Genomic DNA, 18,770 nt, shown 5'->3' with positions numbered 1-18,770 from the left:
TACGTGAGGTAGTTGAGTTCATGTCCTTTACCCGTCGCCAAATCCTCGGTGGCCTGGCCGGTCTTGTTGTCGTTGGCGTGGGCGCGGGAGGCGCGTCGCGTTACTGGCTGGGCAAGATGGCCGACGCCGAGGCCGGCCACGACTATGAACTGATCGCCGCGCCGCTGGACGTCGAGCTGGTGCCGGGGCACAAGACCGAGGCCTGGGCGTTCGGCCCGTCGGCGCCGGGCACCGAGTTGCGCGTGCGTCAGGGCGAATGGCTGCGGGTGCGTTTCATCAATCATCTACCGGTGGCGACTACCATTCACTGGCACGGCATCCGCCTGCCGCTGGAGATGGACGGCGTGCCCTACGTATCGCAACTGCCGGTGTTACCGGGCGAATACTTCGACTACAAGTTCCGCGTGCCGGACGCCGGCAGCTACTGGTATCACCCGCATGTCAGCAGCAGCGAAGAACTCGGACGCGGGCTGGTCGGGCCGCTGATCATCGAAGAGCGCGAGCCCACCGGTTTCAAGTACGAGAAAACCCTCAGCCTGAAGAACTGGCATGTCGACGAGCAAGGCCAGTTCGTCGAATTCAGCATTCCGCGCGAAGCAGCCCGTGGCGGCACCGCCGGGCGCCTGTCGACGATCAATGGTGTGCCGCTGCCGGTGATTGATCTGCCGGCCGGGCAGGTCACTCGGGTGCGTCTGCTTAACCTCGACAACACCCTGACCTATCGCATCAACATTCCGGGCGTTGAAGCGAAGATCTACGCGCTCGATGGCAATCCGGTCGAACCCCGGCCATTGGGCAAGGAATACTGGCTCGGCCCCGGCATGCGCATTTGCCTGGCCATCAAGGCGCCGGCGGCCGGCGAAGAGCTGTCGCTGCGCAACGGCCCGGTACGCCTGGGCACGCTGCGTTCGGTGGCCAACACCGATGCGCCGACGGACTGGCCGAAAGCGCTGCCGGCCAACCCGGTGGCCGAGCCGGATCTGGCCAATGCCGAGAAACTCAACTTCAATTTCGAATGGGTCGGCTCGGTCTCGGTGAACACCGAAAACGGCAAACCGCCGAGCCTGTGGCAGATCAACGGCAAGGCCTGGGACATCACCGACAAGACCTGTGCTGACCGACCGATTGCCAGTCTGAAGCTCGGCCAGAGCTATATTTTCGAACTGAAGAACATGACCCAGTACCAGCACCCGATCCACCTGCACGGCATGAGCTTCAAGGTGATCGCGTCGAACCGGCACAAGGTCGTTCCGTATTTCACCGACACCTATCTGCTGGGCAAGAACGAGCGCGCGCAAGTGGCGCTGGTGGCGGATAATCCGGGGGTGTGGATGTTCCACTGCCATGTCATCGACCATATGGAAACCGGCCTGATGGCCGCGATCGAGGTGAAGTGATGCGCCAGATCCGCCCGGCGGCGATCATCGACCGCAGCCGCGACCGCGACTTCATGCGCGAAGCCCTGACCCTCGCCGCCCAAGGCGCTGCGTTGGGTGAAGTGCCGGTGGGCGCGGTGCTGGTACAGGATGGCGTGGTCATCGGAAGCGGCTTCAACTGCCCGATCAGCACCAGCGACCCGAGTGCCCATGCGGAAATGGTCGCGATCCGCGCCGCCGCGCAGGCAGTGGATAACTATCGCCTGCCGGGCAGCACGCTGTACGTAACGCTCGAACCGTGCAGCATGTGCGCCGGGCTGATCGTGCATTCGCGGGTGGCGCGGGTGGTGTATGGCGCGCTGGAGCCGAAAGCCGGGATTGTGCAGAGTCAGGGGCAGTTTTTTGCCCAGGGCTTTTTGAATCACCGGGTGTTGTATGAGGGCGGGGTGTTGGCTGAGGAATGTGGCGCGGTGTTGACCGAATTCTTCCGCGCCAGACGCGCCAGAAGCCCCTCACCCTAACCCTCTCCCGGAGGGAGAGGGGACCGACCGAGTTGAATGGGTGAAGTCCGCCGACTTGAGACTCCGAGTCGAATGCAAATTTTGAAAAGCTCAGAGATCTGCTCCCTCTCCCAGGGGAGAGGGCTGGGGTGAGGGGTAGGCTCACCGCGATCATCAGGGAATTACGCTTACTTCTTCGCAACAATCACCGCCCGCATCGGCGCCGGCAGCCCTTCAATCGTTTTGCTGTGATCCTCTGGATCAAGAAAATCGCTCAGCGACTGATACTTCATCCACTCCGTCCCGCGCTGTTCCTCGACTGTCGTGGTGCTGACATCCACACAGCGAATATCGGTGAATCCCGCGCGGCGCAGCCACAATTCCAGCGCCGGTACCGACGGCAGGAACCACACGTTGCGCATCTGCGCATAGCGATCTTCTGGCACCAGCACCTGATGCTTGTCGCCCTCGACCACCAGCGTTTCCAGCACCAGTTCGCCGCCCTTGACCAGGCAATCCTTCAGCGCCAGCAAATGCTCGATCGGCGAGCGGCGGTGATAGAACACGCCCATGGAGAACACGGTGTCGAAACCTTCCAGATTCGGCGGCAGGTCTTCGAACGGGAACGGCAGATGCCAGGCATTCGGCTCGGACAGGTAACGCTGCACCGCCTGGAACTGGCAGAAGAACAGCCAGTTCGGATCAACGCCAATCACGCTGTCAGCTCCGGCGCCGAGCATGCGCCACATGTAGTAGCCGTTGCCGCAACCCACGTCGAGAATGCGTTTGCCTTTCAGATCCAGATGCGGCGCCACGCGCGACCACTTCCAGTCCGAGCGCCATTCAGTGTCGACGTGCACGCCAAACAGATCGAACGGCCCTTTGCGCCACGGCGACAGGCCCATCAGCGCGGTGCGCATCTGCGCGCGAGTTTCAGCGTCGCAATCGGTGTCGAGTTTCAGGCCGTTGAGCAGGTCGACTTCGCTTGGTTGGATCTTCGGCAAAGCGTCCAGCGCACTTTGCCAGCGCTCCAGATCGCCGTGGCCTTTTTCCATTTTCTTGTCGAGCTGACGCTGCAGGGTGTTGGCCCATTCGGCCAGCGGAGTGCCGGCCAGACGGCGGGCGAGGGGGGACAGATCAATCATGGCAAGGCAATCAACGAGGCAAAATTAAGACACTGGAACCACGGCACGACTTTCGAGAACCCGGCGGCCATGAGGCGTTCGCGATGTTCTTCGAGGCTGTCGGGCTTCATGACGTTTTCGATGGCGCTGCGTTTCTGGGCGATTTCCAGTTCGCTGTAGCCGTTGGCGCGTTTGAACGCCACGTGCAGATCAGTGAGCAGCGCATGCTCTTCGGCGTCATTGAAACGCAACTTCTCCGAAAGAATCAGCGCGCCGCCGGGCAACAACGACTGGCGAATGCGCGAGAGCAACGCGGTGCGCTGGTCCGGGGCGATGAATTGCAGAGTGAAGTTCAGTGCCACCACCGAGGCGGGCTGAAACTCCAGCGCGAGGATATCGCCCTCGATCACCTCCACCGGCAGCAATTCCTGAAACATCGAATCCTGACCGTTGAGGTACTCACGGCAACGCTCGACCATCGCCGCCGAGTTATCCACAGCGATCACCCGGCACCCGTCGGTGCGCACATGGCGGCGCAGGGCTTGGGTCACTGCGCCGAGCGACGAGCCGAGGTCATAGAGCAAGCTGTTCGGCTGGGCGAATTGCGCGGCGAGCACGCCGAGGTTTTCGACGATGGTCGGGTAACCCGGCACCGAGCGCTTGATCATGTCCGGGAACACCCGCACCACGTCTTCATTGAAGGCGAAGTCAGGCACCTGGGCCAAAGGCTGGGCGAATAGGCGATCGGGTTCTTTGCTCACGGCGGCGTCCGGCGGTGTCGGTGGAAAAGGCCGGCATTTTAGCCAAAGTGGCGCGGGGATGCTTGGGTTGTCTGATAAAGCACCCGTCCGAGATGTGGAATGCGCAGTGTGGCGAGGGAGCTTGCTCCCGCTGGGTTGCGAAGCGACCCTGAACCCGGTGCACGCGTGACTGCCGGGATCCCTCATACACGAGTTTTTGCGGCTGCTGCGCAGCCGAGCGGGAGCAAGCTCCCTCGCCACAAAAGTTCAGCGCCGGGTCTGGAAGAGGGCTGAGGCAGTCAGTTCACCGAAATGGCGCAGTCAAAGGTTTCCACTGGCAGCACTTCCGGAGCCCACGGTTGTTGCGAAGTCAGGCGCAAACGGCCGGTGCCGGCGGCGAAGGCCTGGAAGCGCCAGGTCGAAACCCCCGCTGCACCGACCACGCCGGCATCTTCCGGATTGCTGTAAACCTCCGGGCTGAGCGCGCGCAACACGCCGCCGGCGGAATCCTGAATCGCCCAGCGGTAGCCCGTGGTCGGGTTGCTTGGCAGGCTGATGATCAGGTTTTGCCCGGTGCTGAGCTTCACCGGGCATTCGCTTTGTTTTTCCACGGTCACGTTGTGTTTCGGTTGCGTGGCGCACGCGGCCAGCAAGGAAAGGGCGAGGGGGAGAAACAGGCGAGTGGGGGACATGGGTCAGCAGCTCCGGCAGTTACGACGAACGGCGAGCATAACTGAAGATGAGACAAAGTGTGACAGGCGGGTATTGTATTGACCCGACTGACGCCAAGCCCTCTCCCAGAGGGAGAGGGGACTGACCGCGGGATATTGGCGAGGTACGCCGACATGAACGCGCATCACCGAATCCATAATCGACCCGGTTTTTCAGGTCGATGGATGATCCCAGACGCCTCGGTCGGCTACCTCTCCTCGGGGAGAGGGCTGGGGTGAGGGGCTACCGGTTAGAAGAGTACCTTCGCCACATCCGCAAACCGCTTGGCAAAGTGCACGGTAATCCCTTCCTTCAGGTAATCCGGCAATTCCTCGAAGTTACCCCGGTTCGGCTCCGGCAGAATCAGCTCGTAAATCTTCTGCCGCCGCGCCGCGATCACCTTCTCGCGCACCCCGCCGATCGGCAGTACATGCCCGGTCAGGGTCAGTTCGCCGGTCATTGCCACGCCTTTTTTCGGCGGCTGATTGCGTGCGAGCGAGAGCAAGGCACTGGCCATGGTCACGCCGGCACTCGGGCCGTCCTTCGGTGTTGCGCCTTCCGGTACGTGCAGGTGGACGAAGGCTTCGTCGAAGAACTTCGCATCACCGCCAAACTGCTTGAGGTGCGAGCTGACGTAGCTGTAGGCGATCTCTGCCGATTCCTTCATCACATCGCCGAGTTGCCCGGTGAGTTTGAAGCCACGGTTAAGCGTATGAATCCGCGTCGCTTCGATCGGAAGGGTCGCGCCACCCATGCTGGTCCAGGCCAGACCAGTGATTACCCCGGTGCCGGACAGCACCTGCTCATTGCGGAACACCGGATGGCCGAGCGAGGCTTCGAGGTCTTTCGGGCCGAGTTTGATCACCGCTTTCGGGTCGTCGATCAGCTTCATCACCGCTTTGCGCACCAGTTTGCCCATCTGCTTTTCCAGCTGACGCACGCCGGCTTCGCGAGCGTAGCCGTCGATCAGGGCTTTGAGCGCGGTGTCGCTGATGCTCAGGCTGCCTTTCGACACGCCGGCCTTTTCCAGCAGTTTCGGCCACAGGTGCCGCTTGGCGATAGCGACTTTTTCTTCGGTGATGTAGCCGGACAGGCGAATCACTTCCATCCGGTCGAGTAGCGGACCGGGGATCGAGTCCAGGGTGTTGGCAGTGCAGACGAACAGCACCTTCGACAGGTCCATGCGCAGGTCGAGGTAGTGGTCGAGGAATTCGACGTTCTGCTCGGGATCGAGGGTTTCCAGCAGCGCCGAGGCCGGGTCGCCCTGGTAGCTCTGGCCCATCTTGTCGATCTCGTCGAGCATGATCACCGGGTTCATCACTTCGACGTCTTTCAACGCCTGCACCAGTTTGCCCGGCTGCGCGCCGATGTAGGTGCGGCGGTGGCCCTTGATCTCGGCTTCGTCGCGCATGCCGCCGACGCTGAAACGGTAGAACGGCCGGCCGAGGGATTCGGCGATGGATTTGCCGACACTGGTTTTACCCACGCCCGGCGGGCCGACCAGCAGCACGATCGAGCCGCTGATTTCGCCTTTATAGGCACCGACGGCGAGGAATTCGAGGATGCGATCCTTGATGTCGTCCAGACCCGCGTGATGCTTGTCGAGGACTTTGCGTGCGTGCTTGAGGTCGAGTTTGTCCTCGCCGTACACGCCCCACGGAACCGACGTGGCCCAGTCCAGATAATTGCGCGTGACCGCATATTCCGGCGAACCGGTTTCGAGGATCGACAGCTTGTGGGTTTCTTCTTCGAGGCGCTTCTGCACCTGCGCCGGCAGGGTTTTGCCTTCCAGGCGCTGCTGGAACTGTTCGAGGTCGGCGCTGCGGTCGTCCTTGGTCAGGCCAAGTTCCTGCTGGATCACCTTGAGCTGTTCCTTGAGGAAAAACTCGCGCTGATGCTCGCCGATCTTGCGGTTAACTTCCGCCGAAATCTCTTTTTGCAGGCGCGCGACTTCGACTTCCTTGCGCAGCATCGGCAGGACTTTTTCCATGCGCTTGAGCATCGGCACGCAGTCGAGCACTTCTTGCAGCTCGGGGCCGGTGGCGGAGGTCAGGGCGGCGGCGAAGTCGGTCAGCGGCGACGGGTCGTTGGGGCTGAAGCGGTTGAGATAGTTCTTCAGCTCTTCGCTGTACAGCGGGTTGAGCGGCAGCAATTCCTTGATCGCGTTGATCAGCGCCATGCCGTAAGCCTTGACCTCGTCGGTCGGCTCGGTGGGTTGGTGCGGGTATTCGACTTCGACCAGATACGGCGGGCGGTGATGCTTGAGCCAGGTCTTGATGCGCACGCGGCTCAGCCCCTGGGCGACGAATTGCAGTTTGCCGTTCTCACGGCTGGCATGGTGGACTTTGACCAGCGTGCCGTATTCGGGGAGGGCGCCAGTGTCGAAGTGGCGCGGGTCTTCCTGGGGCGTGTCCATGAAGAACAGGGCCAGGGAGTGGTGTTCGGATTTGCTGACCAGTTCGAGGGTTTCGGCCCACGGTTCTTCGTTGACGATGACCGGCAGGACCTGGGCCGGGAAGAACGGACGGTTGTGGATCGGGATGATGTAGACCTTGTCCGGCAGGTTCTGCCCGGGCAGCGCCAGGCCGGTACCGGAGGAGGTGTGTTCGATGTGGTCGGTTTCGTAGTCGTCGTGGTTGTCCGGGCGATCTTGCTGGTCGGTCATGGGGCACCTGCGCAATGGGGTATGGGGTGTTAGATGGGGCAGGGATGGGGTGGTTTCAATGGGGCGGCTGTGTTTCTGCTTGTGTTCAGGGGGGCCTTGGCGGCCTTTGGGCCGGCCATGCTCTGGGGGTTTTGGGTGTATATCCGTTTTTTTGGGTGTTGCGGATGGCGGTTCCGCTCTTACAGCGGGTCACTTTTGCAGACGCCCAAAAGTAACCAAAACGCTTTGCCCTGACGTTCGGCCCGCTCGCTGGGGCTCGGGGTTCCTTCGCTGCGGGATTGATCCGGGCGCAGCGTCTCCGGTTTGCTTCGCTGCACCTACACTCGCTGTGTACGACTGCGTCGTACGGTCGCTGCGCTCCCACGCCCGGATCAATCCCTCCACTCAGCCTGCCGACGGGCTCCAGGATCAAAAGCGGAACTCGAGCTAACGCTCATCGTGTGTAGGAGCTGCCGAAGGCTGCGATCTTTTGATTTTGCTTTTCTGTGGGAGCGAGCCTGCTCGCGAAGGTGGCCTGAATTCGACCAGTTCTTTGAGTGAATGCTGGTTCTGAAGAATCCGCCGAAGGCTGTGATCTTTTGATGCTGGTTCGAAAGCCAGATCGAAACATCGCGGCTTCGCATCGCTCGGCTATAACGCATCCCCTCATTGACTCTATTTGTTATAGCTGGCTGTCAGATATGACAGTTACGCGCTTATCGATTTCGCAGCACGATTGTCCTTCCACTTCGCAATGCAGATGGAACGGAATATGAGGATCGAGAAAGTGATAACTGCTAAAACGTCAGACACATTCACGGCCAAAATTGAGAAGCGCGCTGATTTCACCGCGAACAAATTCAGCGTCTATTTCGATGGCACGTATTATCACTGCTACGGATTAGAGGAGGAAGAGGATCCCAGGGTCTTCAGAACTTTGTACTTTCATGTGCAACTGGACCCGTCAACCCGGCAAGCAACGGTTTTATTGATGTCATATATAGCCCGATCAGGATATGAATTCGAGAAAGCTCATACCCAGAAGGGTAGGTTCACTGTCGATTTTGATACGCAAGCTCACCATTACAAGATGTCTTTCCATGCGGTTGTCAGCGATCCAATCGCCGGCGACATAGACATTTTCGGGAGCTTTGACCTGCGTAAGTAGTGACGTAAATGCCGCTTTTGACATGAAATCCGGTGCATCTCGGCGAGCATCTGCAGGACGAACACAGTTCTTTGTAGCCGTGAGCCTGCTCGCGATGGCGGCCTGAAAGCCGACCAATGCACTCGCTCCACAGGTATTCGCGGTGCTTGCCAAATTGCGTACACAAAAAAGGCGATGTCCCTCACGGAACATCGCCTTTTCATTACCACCGGCTAACGCTTAATCCGGCAGTTTGTACGCAATGATGTAGTCACCCATCTTGGTGCCCAGCGAGCCGTGGCCGCCAACAACGAGCAGCACGTATTGCTTGCCGTCCTTGCCGGTGTAGGTCATCGGGGTGGCTTGGCCGCCAGCTGGCAGACGCGATTTCCACAGTTCTTTACCGGTATTGACGTCATAGGCGCGCAGGTACTGGTCGAGGGTGCCGCTGAGGAAGCCGACGCCGCCGGCAGTCACGATCGAACCGCCCATGCTCGGTACGCCGAGGGTGAAGCCGATCGGGATTGGCGAGCTGTCGCGGCTGGTGCCGTTCTTGCGTTTCCACACGACTTTGCCGGTGGTCAGGTCGATACCGGCGACGTAGCCCCAGGCCGGGGCCTGGCACGGTACGCCCAGTGGCGACATGAACGGGTGCATGATCACCGCGTATGGCGCGCCGGTGTTTGGCTGCACGCCCGAGGTCTCGCTCTCGCGTTTGCTGCCAGCTTCGACTTGCTCGCGTGGGACCATTTTCGAGACAAAGGCCATGTAGTTCGGGCTGGTGAACAGCAGCTGACGGACTGGATCGACCGAGACGCCGCCCCAGTTGAACACGCCGACGTTACCCGGATAGATCAGGCTGCCCTGTTCCGATGGCGGGGTGTACTGGCCTTCGTAACGCAGTTCCTTGAACTGGATGCGGCACAGCATCTGGTCGAACGGGCTGGCGCCCCACATGGCTTTTTCGGTCAGTTCCGGGGCCAGCAGGTTGAGGTCCGAACGGGCTTGGGTCGGTGCGGTGTGGTCGCCTTTCACGGCGCCCTGCGGTACCGGGATTTCCTTGATCGGAATGATCGGCGTGCCGTCACGACGGTCGAGGACGTACAGGCTGCCCTGTTTGGTCGGAGCGATCAGCGCAGGTTTCACGCCGTCGGCGGTTTTCATGTCGAGCAGGGTTGGCTGGCTGCCGACGTCCATGTCCCACAGGTCATGGTGAGTGAACTGGTAGTTCCAGCGCACCTTGCCGGTGGCCAGGTCCAGTGCGACGAGGCCGGCGCTGAATTTTTCTGCGCCCGGGGTGCGGTTGCCGCCCCATTGGTCCGGGGTCTGGTTGCCCAGTGGCAGGTAGACCATGCCGAGTTTTTCATCGACGCTGGCCAGCGACCACATGTTTGCCGAGTTGCGGCTATAGGTTTCGCCCGGGGCCAGAGGCTCGGTGGCGTCCGGCTTGTCGCTGTCCCAGTTCCACACCAGGTGACCGTCACGCACGTCGAAGGCGCGGATCACGCCCGATGGCTCGTTGGTCGATTCGTTGTCGGTGACGTGACCGCCCATGATCACCAGATCACGGGTAATCGCTGCTGGCGAGGTGGAGTAGTAGCCGCCAGCGGTGAACGGGCCGATGCCCTGGGTCAGGTCGACCACGCCGTTGGTGCCGAAGCCTTCGCAGATCTTGCCGGTGTCGGCGTTCAGTGCGATCAGGCGGGCATCGGCGGTTGGCAGGTACAGACGACGCGGGCAGGCCTGAGCAACGGCCTGGCCGGCTTCGGAGATCACCGCGGAACCGGCGTTTGCCGACTTGGCGTACGCGGCTTCGTCGTAATACGACACGCCACGGCAAGTCATGTGGGCGAAGCCCTTGAAGCCGACCGGGCTCTTGATCTGCGGATCGAAGCGCCAGATTTCCTTGCCGGTGTCCGGGTCCAGCGCCAGTACTTTGCTGTGCGCGGTGCAGGCGTAGACCATGCCGTTGGCTTTGAGCGGGGTGTTTTCGTTGGTCAGTTCGACCGGGTCATCCGCGGTTGGCAGGTCGCCGGTCTGGATGCGCCAGGCTTCCTGCAACTTGCCGACGTTTTCCGGAGTGATCTGCTTCAGAGGCGAGTAGCGGTCACCGAACTCGGTGCGGCCGTACGCCTGCCAGTCGCCATCCGGCATGGCCGGTGCGGTGCTGGTCATGTCCGCCGTGTCGCGGCCCAGTTCGCCAAAGGTTTCGCCCGGGTGGGTGAACAGGCTGGCCAAAGCGGTAACGCCGGCCAGAATCACGGCGACGGTCAGACCGCCGGTACCGATTTTCGCCGGGCCGTTGAGCAGCAGGGGACGGCGGAACCATGGCAGCAGCATCACGAAACCGAGGACAAACCACAGCGCCAGGCGCGGCACCAGTTGCCACCAGTCCAGGCCGACTTCCCACAAGGCCCACACAGTGCTGGCAAACAGCACGATCGCGTACAGGCCCAGCGCCGCACGGCGACGCATCAGCAGCAGGATGCCGCTCAGCGCGATGCCGATACCGGCCAGCAGGTAGTACAGCGAGCCGCCGAGCGTGCTCAGCTTGATTCCCCCGGCCAGCATGGCCAGGCCCATCAGTAGAAGCAGGATGCCGAGCAGGCCCGGTAGCAGACGGCCCCGACTCGAAGCACTTTCGGTGCTCATAGTGTGAATCTCCGTGACGTTTATGTAGTCCCGCGCTGTAGTCACTTTAGATGACGATTTGGCGCAGGCATGGTTCAGATAAAAACTTGTTCGGCTATCGAAATGCATTCCTGTGGGAGCGAGCCTGCTCGCGAAAGCGGTGTATCAGGCAACACTGCAGCGACTGACAGGCCGCCTTCGCGAGCAGGCTCGCTCCCACAGGGGTTAGCTGTGATCTTTTAGAACGACGATTGGATCTTGATTCCGCCGATCAGGGCGTCGTCGATATCGTTCACGCCACCGGGGTGGCGGATGTATTGCAGGTTCGGGCGTACGGTCAGCCAGTTGGTGACGTGCACGCCGTAATACAGCTCGGCGCTGTATTCGGTGTCCTGCGGTGGCAGGAACGCCGGATTGTCGTAGTCGTAGACGGCGTTGGCGCGGTTGCTCGCCTCGGCGTTCTTGCGATAGGCCGGGTTGACGTGAACACGAGCGAGGGCGAAACCGATGTCATCTTTGGCGCGGGCGTCGAACGGGCCTTTGTAGGTCAGGCCGGCCTGCACGTAGTTGTCGATGGCATTGGTTTTCTTGTCGTGCATCGTCGCGTTGGCGAACAGGCTCAAACCACGGGAGTGGTCGCTGGCGATGCTGGTGACCTGCTGCTGCACGCCCAGCCACACGCCGTGCTTGCTCGACGCGCTGCGGTAGGCTTCGCCGCTCAGCGCTGCCGGTTGGTCGTTGCGGTCTTTATAGACGTCAGAGGCCTTGGCGTTGCTGTAGTAATAACCGGCGCGGTATTCGCCCGGCAGACCATTGAGCTTCGGCGTCCACACCAGTTCGACCGGCAGGATCGCGCCCTGGGTGCCGCTGCCGCTGAGTTTGAAGCCGTTGCCGCGATCGAGGTTCGACGGGTTCTGCTCATAGGCGCCGACCTGCGCGTACAGTTCCGGCGTCAGGTGATATTTGACCCGCAGTGCCCATTGGCTGACCGGCCAGTTGTACCAGATGCCGCCGACCCAGTTGCCGACCTGCGAGCCGCAGAACGCCAGATTCTGGAAATCGCAGGGGAAGCTGTTGAAGTCTTCGCCTTCGCCGAAACGACCGACCTTGATGTCGAGTTTCTGGTCGAAGAATTTCTGCTGGTACCACATCTGCGTCAGGCGCGTGGTCTGGCCTCGGCCCCAGACTTCCTGCGCGGAAGTGAAGCCGCCAACGCGCGGATCGTTGATGCGATCGTTGCTGATGTTGTTGCCGCTGCGTTTGGTGATGGTCAGCTGAAATTCGGCGTCGTTCCAACCGAGGATTTTTTGCAGGTCCAGATGGGTGCCGAGGCCGAACTGGTCGCTGTAACGCGCAGTGCGGTCGTGGTCGTAACCGCCGTGCAGGTTGCTGCCCATTTCGCCGGTGTAATCGAGTTTGAAGTCGTAGCCTTTTTCCGAAAGTTCTGTGCGCGTGCCGTTCCAGTCACCGAGCATGTACGGTGACTCACTGTCGAAGGCCGGAGCCGCCTGGGCGCAAGTGGCAAAGCCGAGCGCGGTGCAGCTGCCAAGGGTGCGCAGAATGGAGATAGCGCTATCTCGGGAGAAGGAAAAATCAGCCATGAATAAGTCTTTTTTTGATGTTTTTCGAGGGCAGGCCGAGCGCTTCAGTTTGTCGCAGGCAGTGAAGCGTTTCAGCGGAAGGGCGGCAGGATAATGATCTGTAACAAAAAGACAAAGGCCTTTTATAAACATGCATCTTTTCGGATTTCGTAACAGTGCGAAAAGATCGCAGCCTTCGGCAGCTCCTACATGAAATGCGTACACCAGTAGGAGCTGCGGAACGCTGCGATCTTTTGACCTTGACCTACATTTGAAGGAAGCCCTTCCACCGCAGCACCGCCCTCGGCTAAGGTGCGCGGCTTTACGCATCTTCACTTCGCTCAAAGGCCCGGCATGAACGAACAGACCCCCGATCCGCTGCACGGCGTGACCCTCGAACAGATCCTCAATGCGCTGGTCGCTCATTACGAGTGGTCGGGGCTGGCCGAGCGCATTGATATCCGCTGCTTTAAAAGCGATCCGAGCATCAAGTCGAGCCTGACCTTCCTGCGTAAAACCCCGTGGGCGCGGGAAAAGGTCGAGCGCCTGTACGTGAAGCTGATGCGCACCAAGCGACCGCTCTGAGATGGACAGCGCGAGGCGGCGACGCCTGATTAGCTGCCTGGCCGCACTGGGCTGGGCCGGATTGACGATTCAGCTGTACCTGATTTTCTTTGCAAGACTAAGCATCGGCGCCGGCCTGCTGGGTGGGCTGGTGAGTTTCTTCAGCTACTTCACCATATTGACCAACACCCTGGTGGCGACCGTGCTGACCTGCGCCGTGAGCGAGCGTAAATCCGCCGCGCGCCGCTGGTTTCTGCAACCGTGGGTCACCAGTGGGATTGCCGTGAGCATTGCCGTGGTCGGTCTGGCCTACAGCATTCTGTTGCGGCATTTGTGGCACCCCGAGGGCTGGCAGTTCATCGCTGATGAATTGCTCCACGATGTCATGCCACTTCTGTTTCTCGGCTATTGGTGGTGCTGCGTCCCCAAAGGCACGTTGCGCCTGTGGCACCTGCCGCTGTGGCTGATTTATCCGCTGGCGTATTTCATCTACGCCTTGCTGCGCGGGCATCTGCTCGGCGCGTATGCGTACCCGTTCATTGATGTCGCAGTGCTGGGTTATCCACAGGTGCTGGCAAATGCCGGGGGGATATTGGTGGGGTTTGTAGTGATTGGGTTGGTGGTCATTGGTCTCGACCGCTGGCAAGCCGTACGAAGTTAAGGTCAGGGTGGGAGCGAGCCTGCTCGCGGAAGCGGTGTGTCAGTCGACATCGTCGGTGAATGTCAGACCGCATTCGCGAGCAGGCTCGCTCCCACAGGGTTCTCATTCCTCTTCGGAAGTGCTTTCGGCGCGCCAGTAGCCGACAGCCTTGATGAACTGTTCATCCAGCCCATGCTCATCGATCAGCACCCGGCGAATCTGCCGTGAGACCTTGGTCTCGGTCGCGACCCAGGCATACAGATTGCCCTTGGGCACTTGCAGTTGCTTGACGGTGGTCAGCAGGTTGTCCTTGCCGCCTTCGCGCAATACCCAGATCACATGCACCTCTGCCGCGCTTTCCAGCACTTGCTGCTCGGCGCCGTTTTCCACCTCGATTACTACCAGCGCCTTGCGATTCGCCGCGAGATTTTCGAGGCGGCGGGCGATGGCGGGGAGGGCGGTTTCGTCGCCGATCAGCAGATAGCTGTCGAAGATGTCCGGCACGATCATCGAACCGCGCGGCCCGCCGATGTGCAGGAATTGCCCGGGTTGTGCCTGCTCGGCCCAGGTCGAGGCAGGGCCGTCGCCATGCAGGACAAAATCGATGTCCAGCTCCATTTTTTCCAGGTCGTAACGGCGCGGCGTGTAGTCGCGCATCTCCGGCATCGGGCCGCTGTCCTTGCCGGCGCCAAGCTGCATTGTCTCCAGCGCGGCGGCCTGTTCAGCGGTCTGCGGGAACAGCAGTTTGACGTGATCGTCCGTGCCCAGGCTGATGAACCCGGCCAGTTCCGGTCCGCCGAGAGTGATGCGGCGCATGCGCGGGGTCAGGTCGGTGACGCGCAGCACTTCAAGCTTGCGCCGTTTGATTTCGTGCATCACGCGGTGAATGGTTTGAGTATCGACTGCAGTCATTCGGCTTTCTCCGAGGCAGGTTGAACGGCAGGGCCGTCGACGATGGCTTTGGCGGTGTCGTTGAGCAGGTCGCGCACGCGCAGGATTTCTTCGGCGCTCCAGCGGCCGTGGTGCAGTTGCAGGGCATGCCGCAGGTTGTGCACCGCTTCGTGGATTTCCGGCGGTCGGTCGTGGCCGCGCAGCGAGCGTTTGCTGACGTCGATGCGCATGCGCACGCCATCGAGCGCCACCGCCTGTTCACTTAAAGACAGACGACCGGCGTCGGTCACGCTGTAACGTTTTTTGCCAGCCTCGGCGTCACCGGCGATCAGATCGCTCTCTTCCAGAAAGGTCAGCGTCGGGTAGATCACCCCGGGGCTCGGGCTGTAGGCGCCATCGAACATGCTTTCGATCTGGCGGATCAGGTCGTAGCCGTGGCACGGCTGCTCGGCAATCAATGCCAGCAACAGCAGTTTCAGGTCGCCGGGAGCAAAGACCCGCGGGCCACGGCCACCGCGTTCGCGACCGGGGCGCTTCTCGAAGCCGTCGCGGCCATCACCGTGTTCGCGGTGGGGGGAATGATGGTCTCTCATTTTTCGCTTTCTCTCTCGTCGTATTTAGATACAACTTAAGATATATCTTAATGCCTTCGCAAGCCGTTTTTTGCCTCGTCCTGACCTGGACGGACGAGCGGTCAATGCGAAAAACAGCCTAAAAACATTTTTTTGATGAAGAAATCGAAGCGGTGACCTTAAAGTTAAAGTTATCGCTCTAGTTGTGCTTGAGTATATATTCTAATTTGTCGGAAGTTGCCGGGGTAAAGCGGCGAAGTTGCTGTATGGTTTTTTGCTTTTAATTGTATGTAGGGTATGGCTTACAGTGGATGTTGCAAGTATCTGTTTTTCGATCTTTTTTCTGGCGGGGTGCGGGGTTGTTTAACTACGAGTTTGTCGGAAGTTGCCTGCTTACATTCCAGAGGCAACAGTCGATGATGCTCGCCATTGGAAGTTCAATTGGCTCCAGAGGTCGCTGAGCAAGGTAATTGTGAACTTTCAATGACACCCCTTATATAAAGCAAACAGGTACTGAACGATGTTCAAGAAAATCGCAATCGCTGCTCCCCTGGCTCTTCTGGCAATGTCTTCCACTGCTGCCTTCGCTGCGGGCGAAGCGTCGCATACCATCAGTCTTGTCGCCACAGTGCCAACTACTAGCTTCTACGTCGTACCGGTCGATCCTGATCTGGTCAACAAGGATCAGGACATGAGCTACAACCCCGCCACCGGCAAAATGCGCGAGGTCAAAGGCTACTTCGACGTACGTAACTCTAACGGCTCTGTTCACGCCAGCCTCAATGGTCTTCCTTACCTGCAATCGGGTACCGATCAGATCCCCCTGGACGTTGAATTCAACGGCAAGCTTCTGAACCAGGTACCGCAAATGGTTGTAGGCGAAGACGAATCCGACAGTTCTTACCGCGCAATGCTGAAAATCGCTCCGCGTGCCAGCGCCATATACGCGCCGGGCGATTACACCGGTACCGTGGCAATGGTTTTCGATGCAGTACCTCCGGTCGGTTCACGCTGATCGCATGATCGCCTGCTAGACGCTCGCCTTCACGGTGGGTTTGACCGGCGGGGCAGACACCCGTGTTTGCCCCGACGGACTTTCATTGTCTGAAAATCAGAGTACGAGTTCATGTTCCCGATGACACCCATCGCGGCTGCGCTTGCGCTGTTGTTTTGTGCCAGCGCAGTCATGGCTTCCAACGCCACCGGTACCACGCCACGCAGTTTGCTGGCGCAGGCCAAAGGCTTGCCGGCGGATTTCGAGGAGCATTTCTTTGATGTACCGCTGGCGGTGCGGGTCGAGGTCGATCAACAGCCCCTGGGCGAAGCCATGGTGGTGCTGTCGCGCGATGACCGCATCACGCTTCTCGAATTCACCGATACCAGCGAAAACCGCTTTGGGCCGGCCGAGCGGGAAAAGTGGGCGAGCTACCTCAAACCCGGCGTGCCTCTGGGCTCATGCAGCGGTTCTTGTCCGGACCAGTTTCTGGCAGTGCATTACAACCTGCAAAGCTCGCTGGTCTCGATCCTCACTGAAAATGCCGAACGCGATGTTCAGGCCAAGCGCTATTACGAGCAACCCGACGGTGGCAGCCGCGGCCTGATGGTTCGCAATCAATTGAATCTCAATGGCGGGCAGGATCAGGATCTGGGTGGGCGCTTCGGCCTGGAGGCCAGTTCCAGCCTGGGTAACTGGAGCCAGACCCTCAATCTGCAAGTGGCCCGGCTCGGTGGTCCTGACACCAAGCTGTATCACGCCGTGCATGAGCTGCATACCCAGCGCGAACTGCAAGGCAGTTTCTTTCGCCTGGGCTATTTCACTCCCAATTCCGAAGGGCTGATGCGTCAGCCGCGCACGTTCGGCACCAGCCCCGACACTGCTGTCGGCGTCATGTACGGCAGCTCCGACAGCCTGGCGATCAACACGCCCATGCCCAGTGTCTACCCGATCTACGTGACCGCCAATCGTCAGGGTTCGGTGGAAATCTGGCGCAACGGCTTGCTGATCAATACGCAGTCGGTGCCGGCCGGTCTGCAATCGCTCGATACGCGGCCCCTGCCGGGCGGTATTTACGAGGTGGAGGTTCGCCTGATCGAGGATGGCCAGATCACCTCCACCACTCAGGAGCTGGTGTACAAGCCCAGTAACTGGCGCAACCTCGATGAGCGCTGGCGCTACAACGTGTTTGCCGGCGAAGAAAGCAAACTGTTGAGTAACTGGGACAAGCAAAGCAGTGGCAGCCCGACCGCCGGTGCGTCGGTCAACTATCTGCTGCATCCGCGAGTGATCCTTGGCGCCTCGGCGCGGCAGATACGGGAAAAACTTCAATACGGCACGTCCATCGACTGGACGCTGGCCCAGCAGCTCAGTGTCTACGCCAACGTGTACAAAACCGAAGATTTCGGCACCGGGTTCGACCTGCAAAGCATGTACATCTACGGCTCCGGCAGTCTGGTGGTCAGCCACAGTCGCAGCTGGCTCGACACCACCGATACTTACGACACCTTGCCCGATGGCACGCGGATTCGCCCGCGCAACGTCTTCATCGGGCAGACCAGCAATTCATCGCTGGCGCTCAACCATCGCATCAGCAGCAAGAGTTCGGTCAACGCCCGTGTATCGCACAGCGAAGGCAACGTCGAAGGCATGGGCCTGGATCTGGGCTGGACCCAGCGTACCGTGTTGCTGGGCAGCGATGCCAGTTGGCGCTTGTCGGTCTTTGACCGGCCGGGCGCTTACAGCAGCGGCGATGCGCGCAATCGCGGAATCGACCTGAGCATCAATCTGGCGCTTGGCGCGCCTGGCCAGCAGCTCACCGGCAGTATCGGTTCACGCACCGCCCGAGACGGCAAACGCGACAACAATGCCTCGCTCGGCTGGCGCAAGGATCTCAAGGATCATGTCCTGCAAAGCGTTTCGGTGACCGCACTCACCGACACCTATGGCCTGGGCATGTCCAGCCTGGCCAATTTCCGCACCGATGCGGTCAACGGCGACGGCTTCATTCAACGTTCGTCCTACAACGGCAATTTCACCGGTGGCCTCAATCTCGACAGCACCCTGGTCGTCGGTGGCGAGCAGATGCTCCTGACCAGCCACAGCGAAGTGCGCGGCGCCGGCATGATCGTCGATGTCGAATCGGACATCGACGACATCGTCCTGCGAGCCGATGACTATAGCGGTGGCGGCGCGGCCTTGAAGCCGGGGCGCAATTTCATCCCGATCACCGCCTATCAGAACAGCTCCGTGAGCTTCGATTTCGAGGGCAACAACGTGCCCGCAGCGACCATCGAACCGGCGCGAACCCGCTATCACCTGAACAAGGGCGGTATCGAATATCGCAAGGTCCGTGTGATGAAGACCCTGACCGTGCTCGGCCGTCTGGTCGATGCACAGGGCCTGCCGCTCAAGGGCCACCACGTGATCAACCACGCCAGTCGTGGCGTGACTGAGGTCGACGGCTTTTTCTCGATGGAAATGAATGCCGGTTCACCGACCCTCGAAGTGCGTCAGGGCAATCGGCTGCTTTGCCAGTTCCGCCTCAACGAGGCCAACCACCGCAGTGAAAACAATGTGTTGATGATCGGTGATCTGCGCTGCACGCCGGACACGCTCGCTGACGTCCATTCAACTGAACAAAAGGCAGGCTGAT

Annotated in this window: 15 protein-coding genes; 6 read left to right on the top strand and 9 right to left on the bottom strand. The window is 60.3% G+C overall.

Going from position 1 to position 18,770, the window contains the following annotated elements:
• The first annotated feature begins 20 nt into the window (after positions 1-20).
• Together GXB78_RS08735 and tadA are read left to right on the top strand one after the other, a co-directional pair.
• Positions 21-1,397 (top strand): multicopper oxidase family protein, encoded by a 1,377-nt coding sequence (locus GXB78_RS08735; RefSeq protein ID WP_041479914.1) that lies wholly within the window; start codon positions 21-23, stop codon positions 1,395-1,397.
• Complete coding sequence (gene tadA, locus GXB78_RS08730) at positions 1,397-1,897, top strand: tRNA adenosine(34) deaminase TadA (RefSeq protein ID WP_329515124.1); 501 nt, start codon at positions 1,397-1,399, stop codon at positions 1,895-1,897. The genes GXB78_RS08735 and tadA overlap by 1 nt, the downstream gene beginning before the upstream one ends.
• A gap of 167 nt (positions 1,898-2,064) precedes the next feature.
• On the opposite strand, the gene cmoB is transcribed toward tadA, so the two are convergent.
• The 7 genes from cmoB to GXB78_RS08695 all read right to left on the bottom strand — a co-directional run bounded on the left by cmoB (position 2,065) and on the right by GXB78_RS08695 (position 12,474).
• Entirely contained in the window at positions 2,065-3,021 is a 957-nt protein-coding gene (cmoB, locus tag GXB78_RS08725) for a tRNA 5-methoxyuridine(34)/uridine 5-oxyacetic acid(34) synthase CmoB (RefSeq protein ID WP_329515123.1), read from the bottom strand.
• Positions 3,018-3,761, bottom strand: coding sequence for a carboxy-S-adenosyl-L-methionine synthase CmoA (gene cmoA / locus GXB78_RS08720; RefSeq protein ID WP_329515122.1), 744 nt, complete (start codon positions 3,759-3,761; stop codon positions 3,018-3,020). Before cmoA ends, cmoB begins: the two co-directional genes overlap by 4 nt.
• 278 nt (positions 3,762-4,039) lie before the next feature.
• Positions 4,040-4,432, bottom strand: coding sequence for a protease inhibitor I42 family protein (locus tag GXB78_RS08715; RefSeq protein WP_329515121.1), 393 nt, complete (start codon positions 4,430-4,432; stop codon positions 4,040-4,042).
• 269 nt (positions 4,433-4,701) lie between these two features.
• Positions 4,702-7,116 carry an endopeptidase La gene (gene lon / locus GXB78_RS08710; protein WP_329515120.1) on the bottom strand — a complete coding sequence of 805 codons (2,415 nt, stop codon included), beginning with the start codon at positions 7,114-7,116 and terminating at the stop codon, positions 4,702-4,704.
• A gap of 988 nt (positions 7,117-8,104) precedes the next feature.
• Positions 8,105-8,455 (bottom strand): hypothetical protein, encoded by a 351-nt coding sequence (locus GXB78_RS08705; protein WP_329515119.1) that lies wholly within the window; start codon positions 8,453-8,455, stop codon positions 8,105-8,107.
• Positions 8,456-8,482: 27 nt separating this feature from the next.
• Positions 8,483-10,894, bottom strand: coding sequence for a glucose/quinate/shikimate family membrane-bound PQQ-dependent dehydrogenase (locus tag GXB78_RS08700; RefSeq protein ID WP_329515118.1), 2,412 nt, complete (start codon positions 10,892-10,894; stop codon positions 8,483-8,485).
• Between the two features lie 218 nt (positions 10,895-11,112).
• Positions 11,113-12,474, bottom strand: a complete 1,362-nt coding sequence (locus tag GXB78_RS08695) for a carbohydrate porin (RefSeq protein ID WP_329515117.1) — start codon at positions 12,472-12,474, stop codon at positions 11,113-11,115.
• A gap of 333 nt (positions 12,475-12,807) precedes the next feature.
• Here GXB78_RS08695 and GXB78_RS08690 point away from each other — a divergent pair, with 333 nt between their 5' ends.
• Positions 12,808-13,038, top strand: coding sequence for a VF530 family protein (locus GXB78_RS08690; protein WP_042608309.1), 231 nt, complete (start codon positions 12,808-12,810; stop codon positions 13,036-13,038).
• A 1-nt stretch (position 13,039) separates the two neighbouring features.
• Positions 13,040-13,678, top strand: a complete 639-nt coding sequence (locus tag GXB78_RS08685) for a Pr6Pr family membrane protein (RefSeq protein ID WP_329515116.1) — start codon at positions 13,040-13,042, stop codon at positions 13,676-13,678.
• Positions 13,679-13,780: 102 nt separating this feature from the next.
• Here GXB78_RS08685 and GXB78_RS08680 read toward each other — a convergent pair whose 3' ends face one another.
• Together GXB78_RS08680 and GXB78_RS08675 are read right to left on the bottom strand one after the other, a co-directional pair.
• Positions 13,781-14,569, bottom strand: coding sequence for a siderophore-interacting protein (locus tag GXB78_RS08680; RefSeq protein WP_329515115.1), 789 nt, complete (start codon positions 14,567-14,569; stop codon positions 13,781-13,783).
• A complete protein-coding gene (locus GXB78_RS08675; RefSeq protein WP_329515114.1) occupies positions 14,566-15,141 on the bottom strand; it encodes a PadR family transcriptional regulator in 576 nt (191 codons plus the stop codon). Before GXB78_RS08675 ends, GXB78_RS08680 begins: the two co-directional genes overlap by 4 nt.
• Before the next feature lie 499 nt (positions 15,142-15,640).
• Here GXB78_RS08675 and GXB78_RS08670 point away from each other — a divergent pair, with 499 nt between their 5' ends.
• Positions 15,641-16,135, top strand: a complete 495-nt coding sequence (locus GXB78_RS08670) for a CS1 type fimbrial major subunit (protein ID WP_329515113.1) — start codon at positions 15,641-15,643, stop codon at positions 16,133-16,135.
• Positions 16,136-16,246: 111 nt separating this feature from the next.
• Positions 16,247-18,769, top strand: coding sequence for a TcfC E-set like domain-containing protein (locus GXB78_RS08665; protein ID WP_329515112.1), 2,523 nt, complete (start codon positions 16,247-16,249; stop codon positions 18,767-18,769).
• Position 18,770 lies beyond the last annotated feature (1 nt).

It is taken from the genome of Pseudomonas moraviensis subsp. stanleyae (genome assembly GCF_036283065.1).
Taxonomy (GTDB): Bacteria; Pseudomonadota; Gammaproteobacteria; order Pseudomonadales; family Pseudomonadaceae; genus Aquipseudomonas; species Aquipseudomonas stanleyae.
The sequence above is the reverse complement of the archived record's forward strand: the minus strand, read 5'-3'. Positions and strand labels throughout refer to the sequence as shown.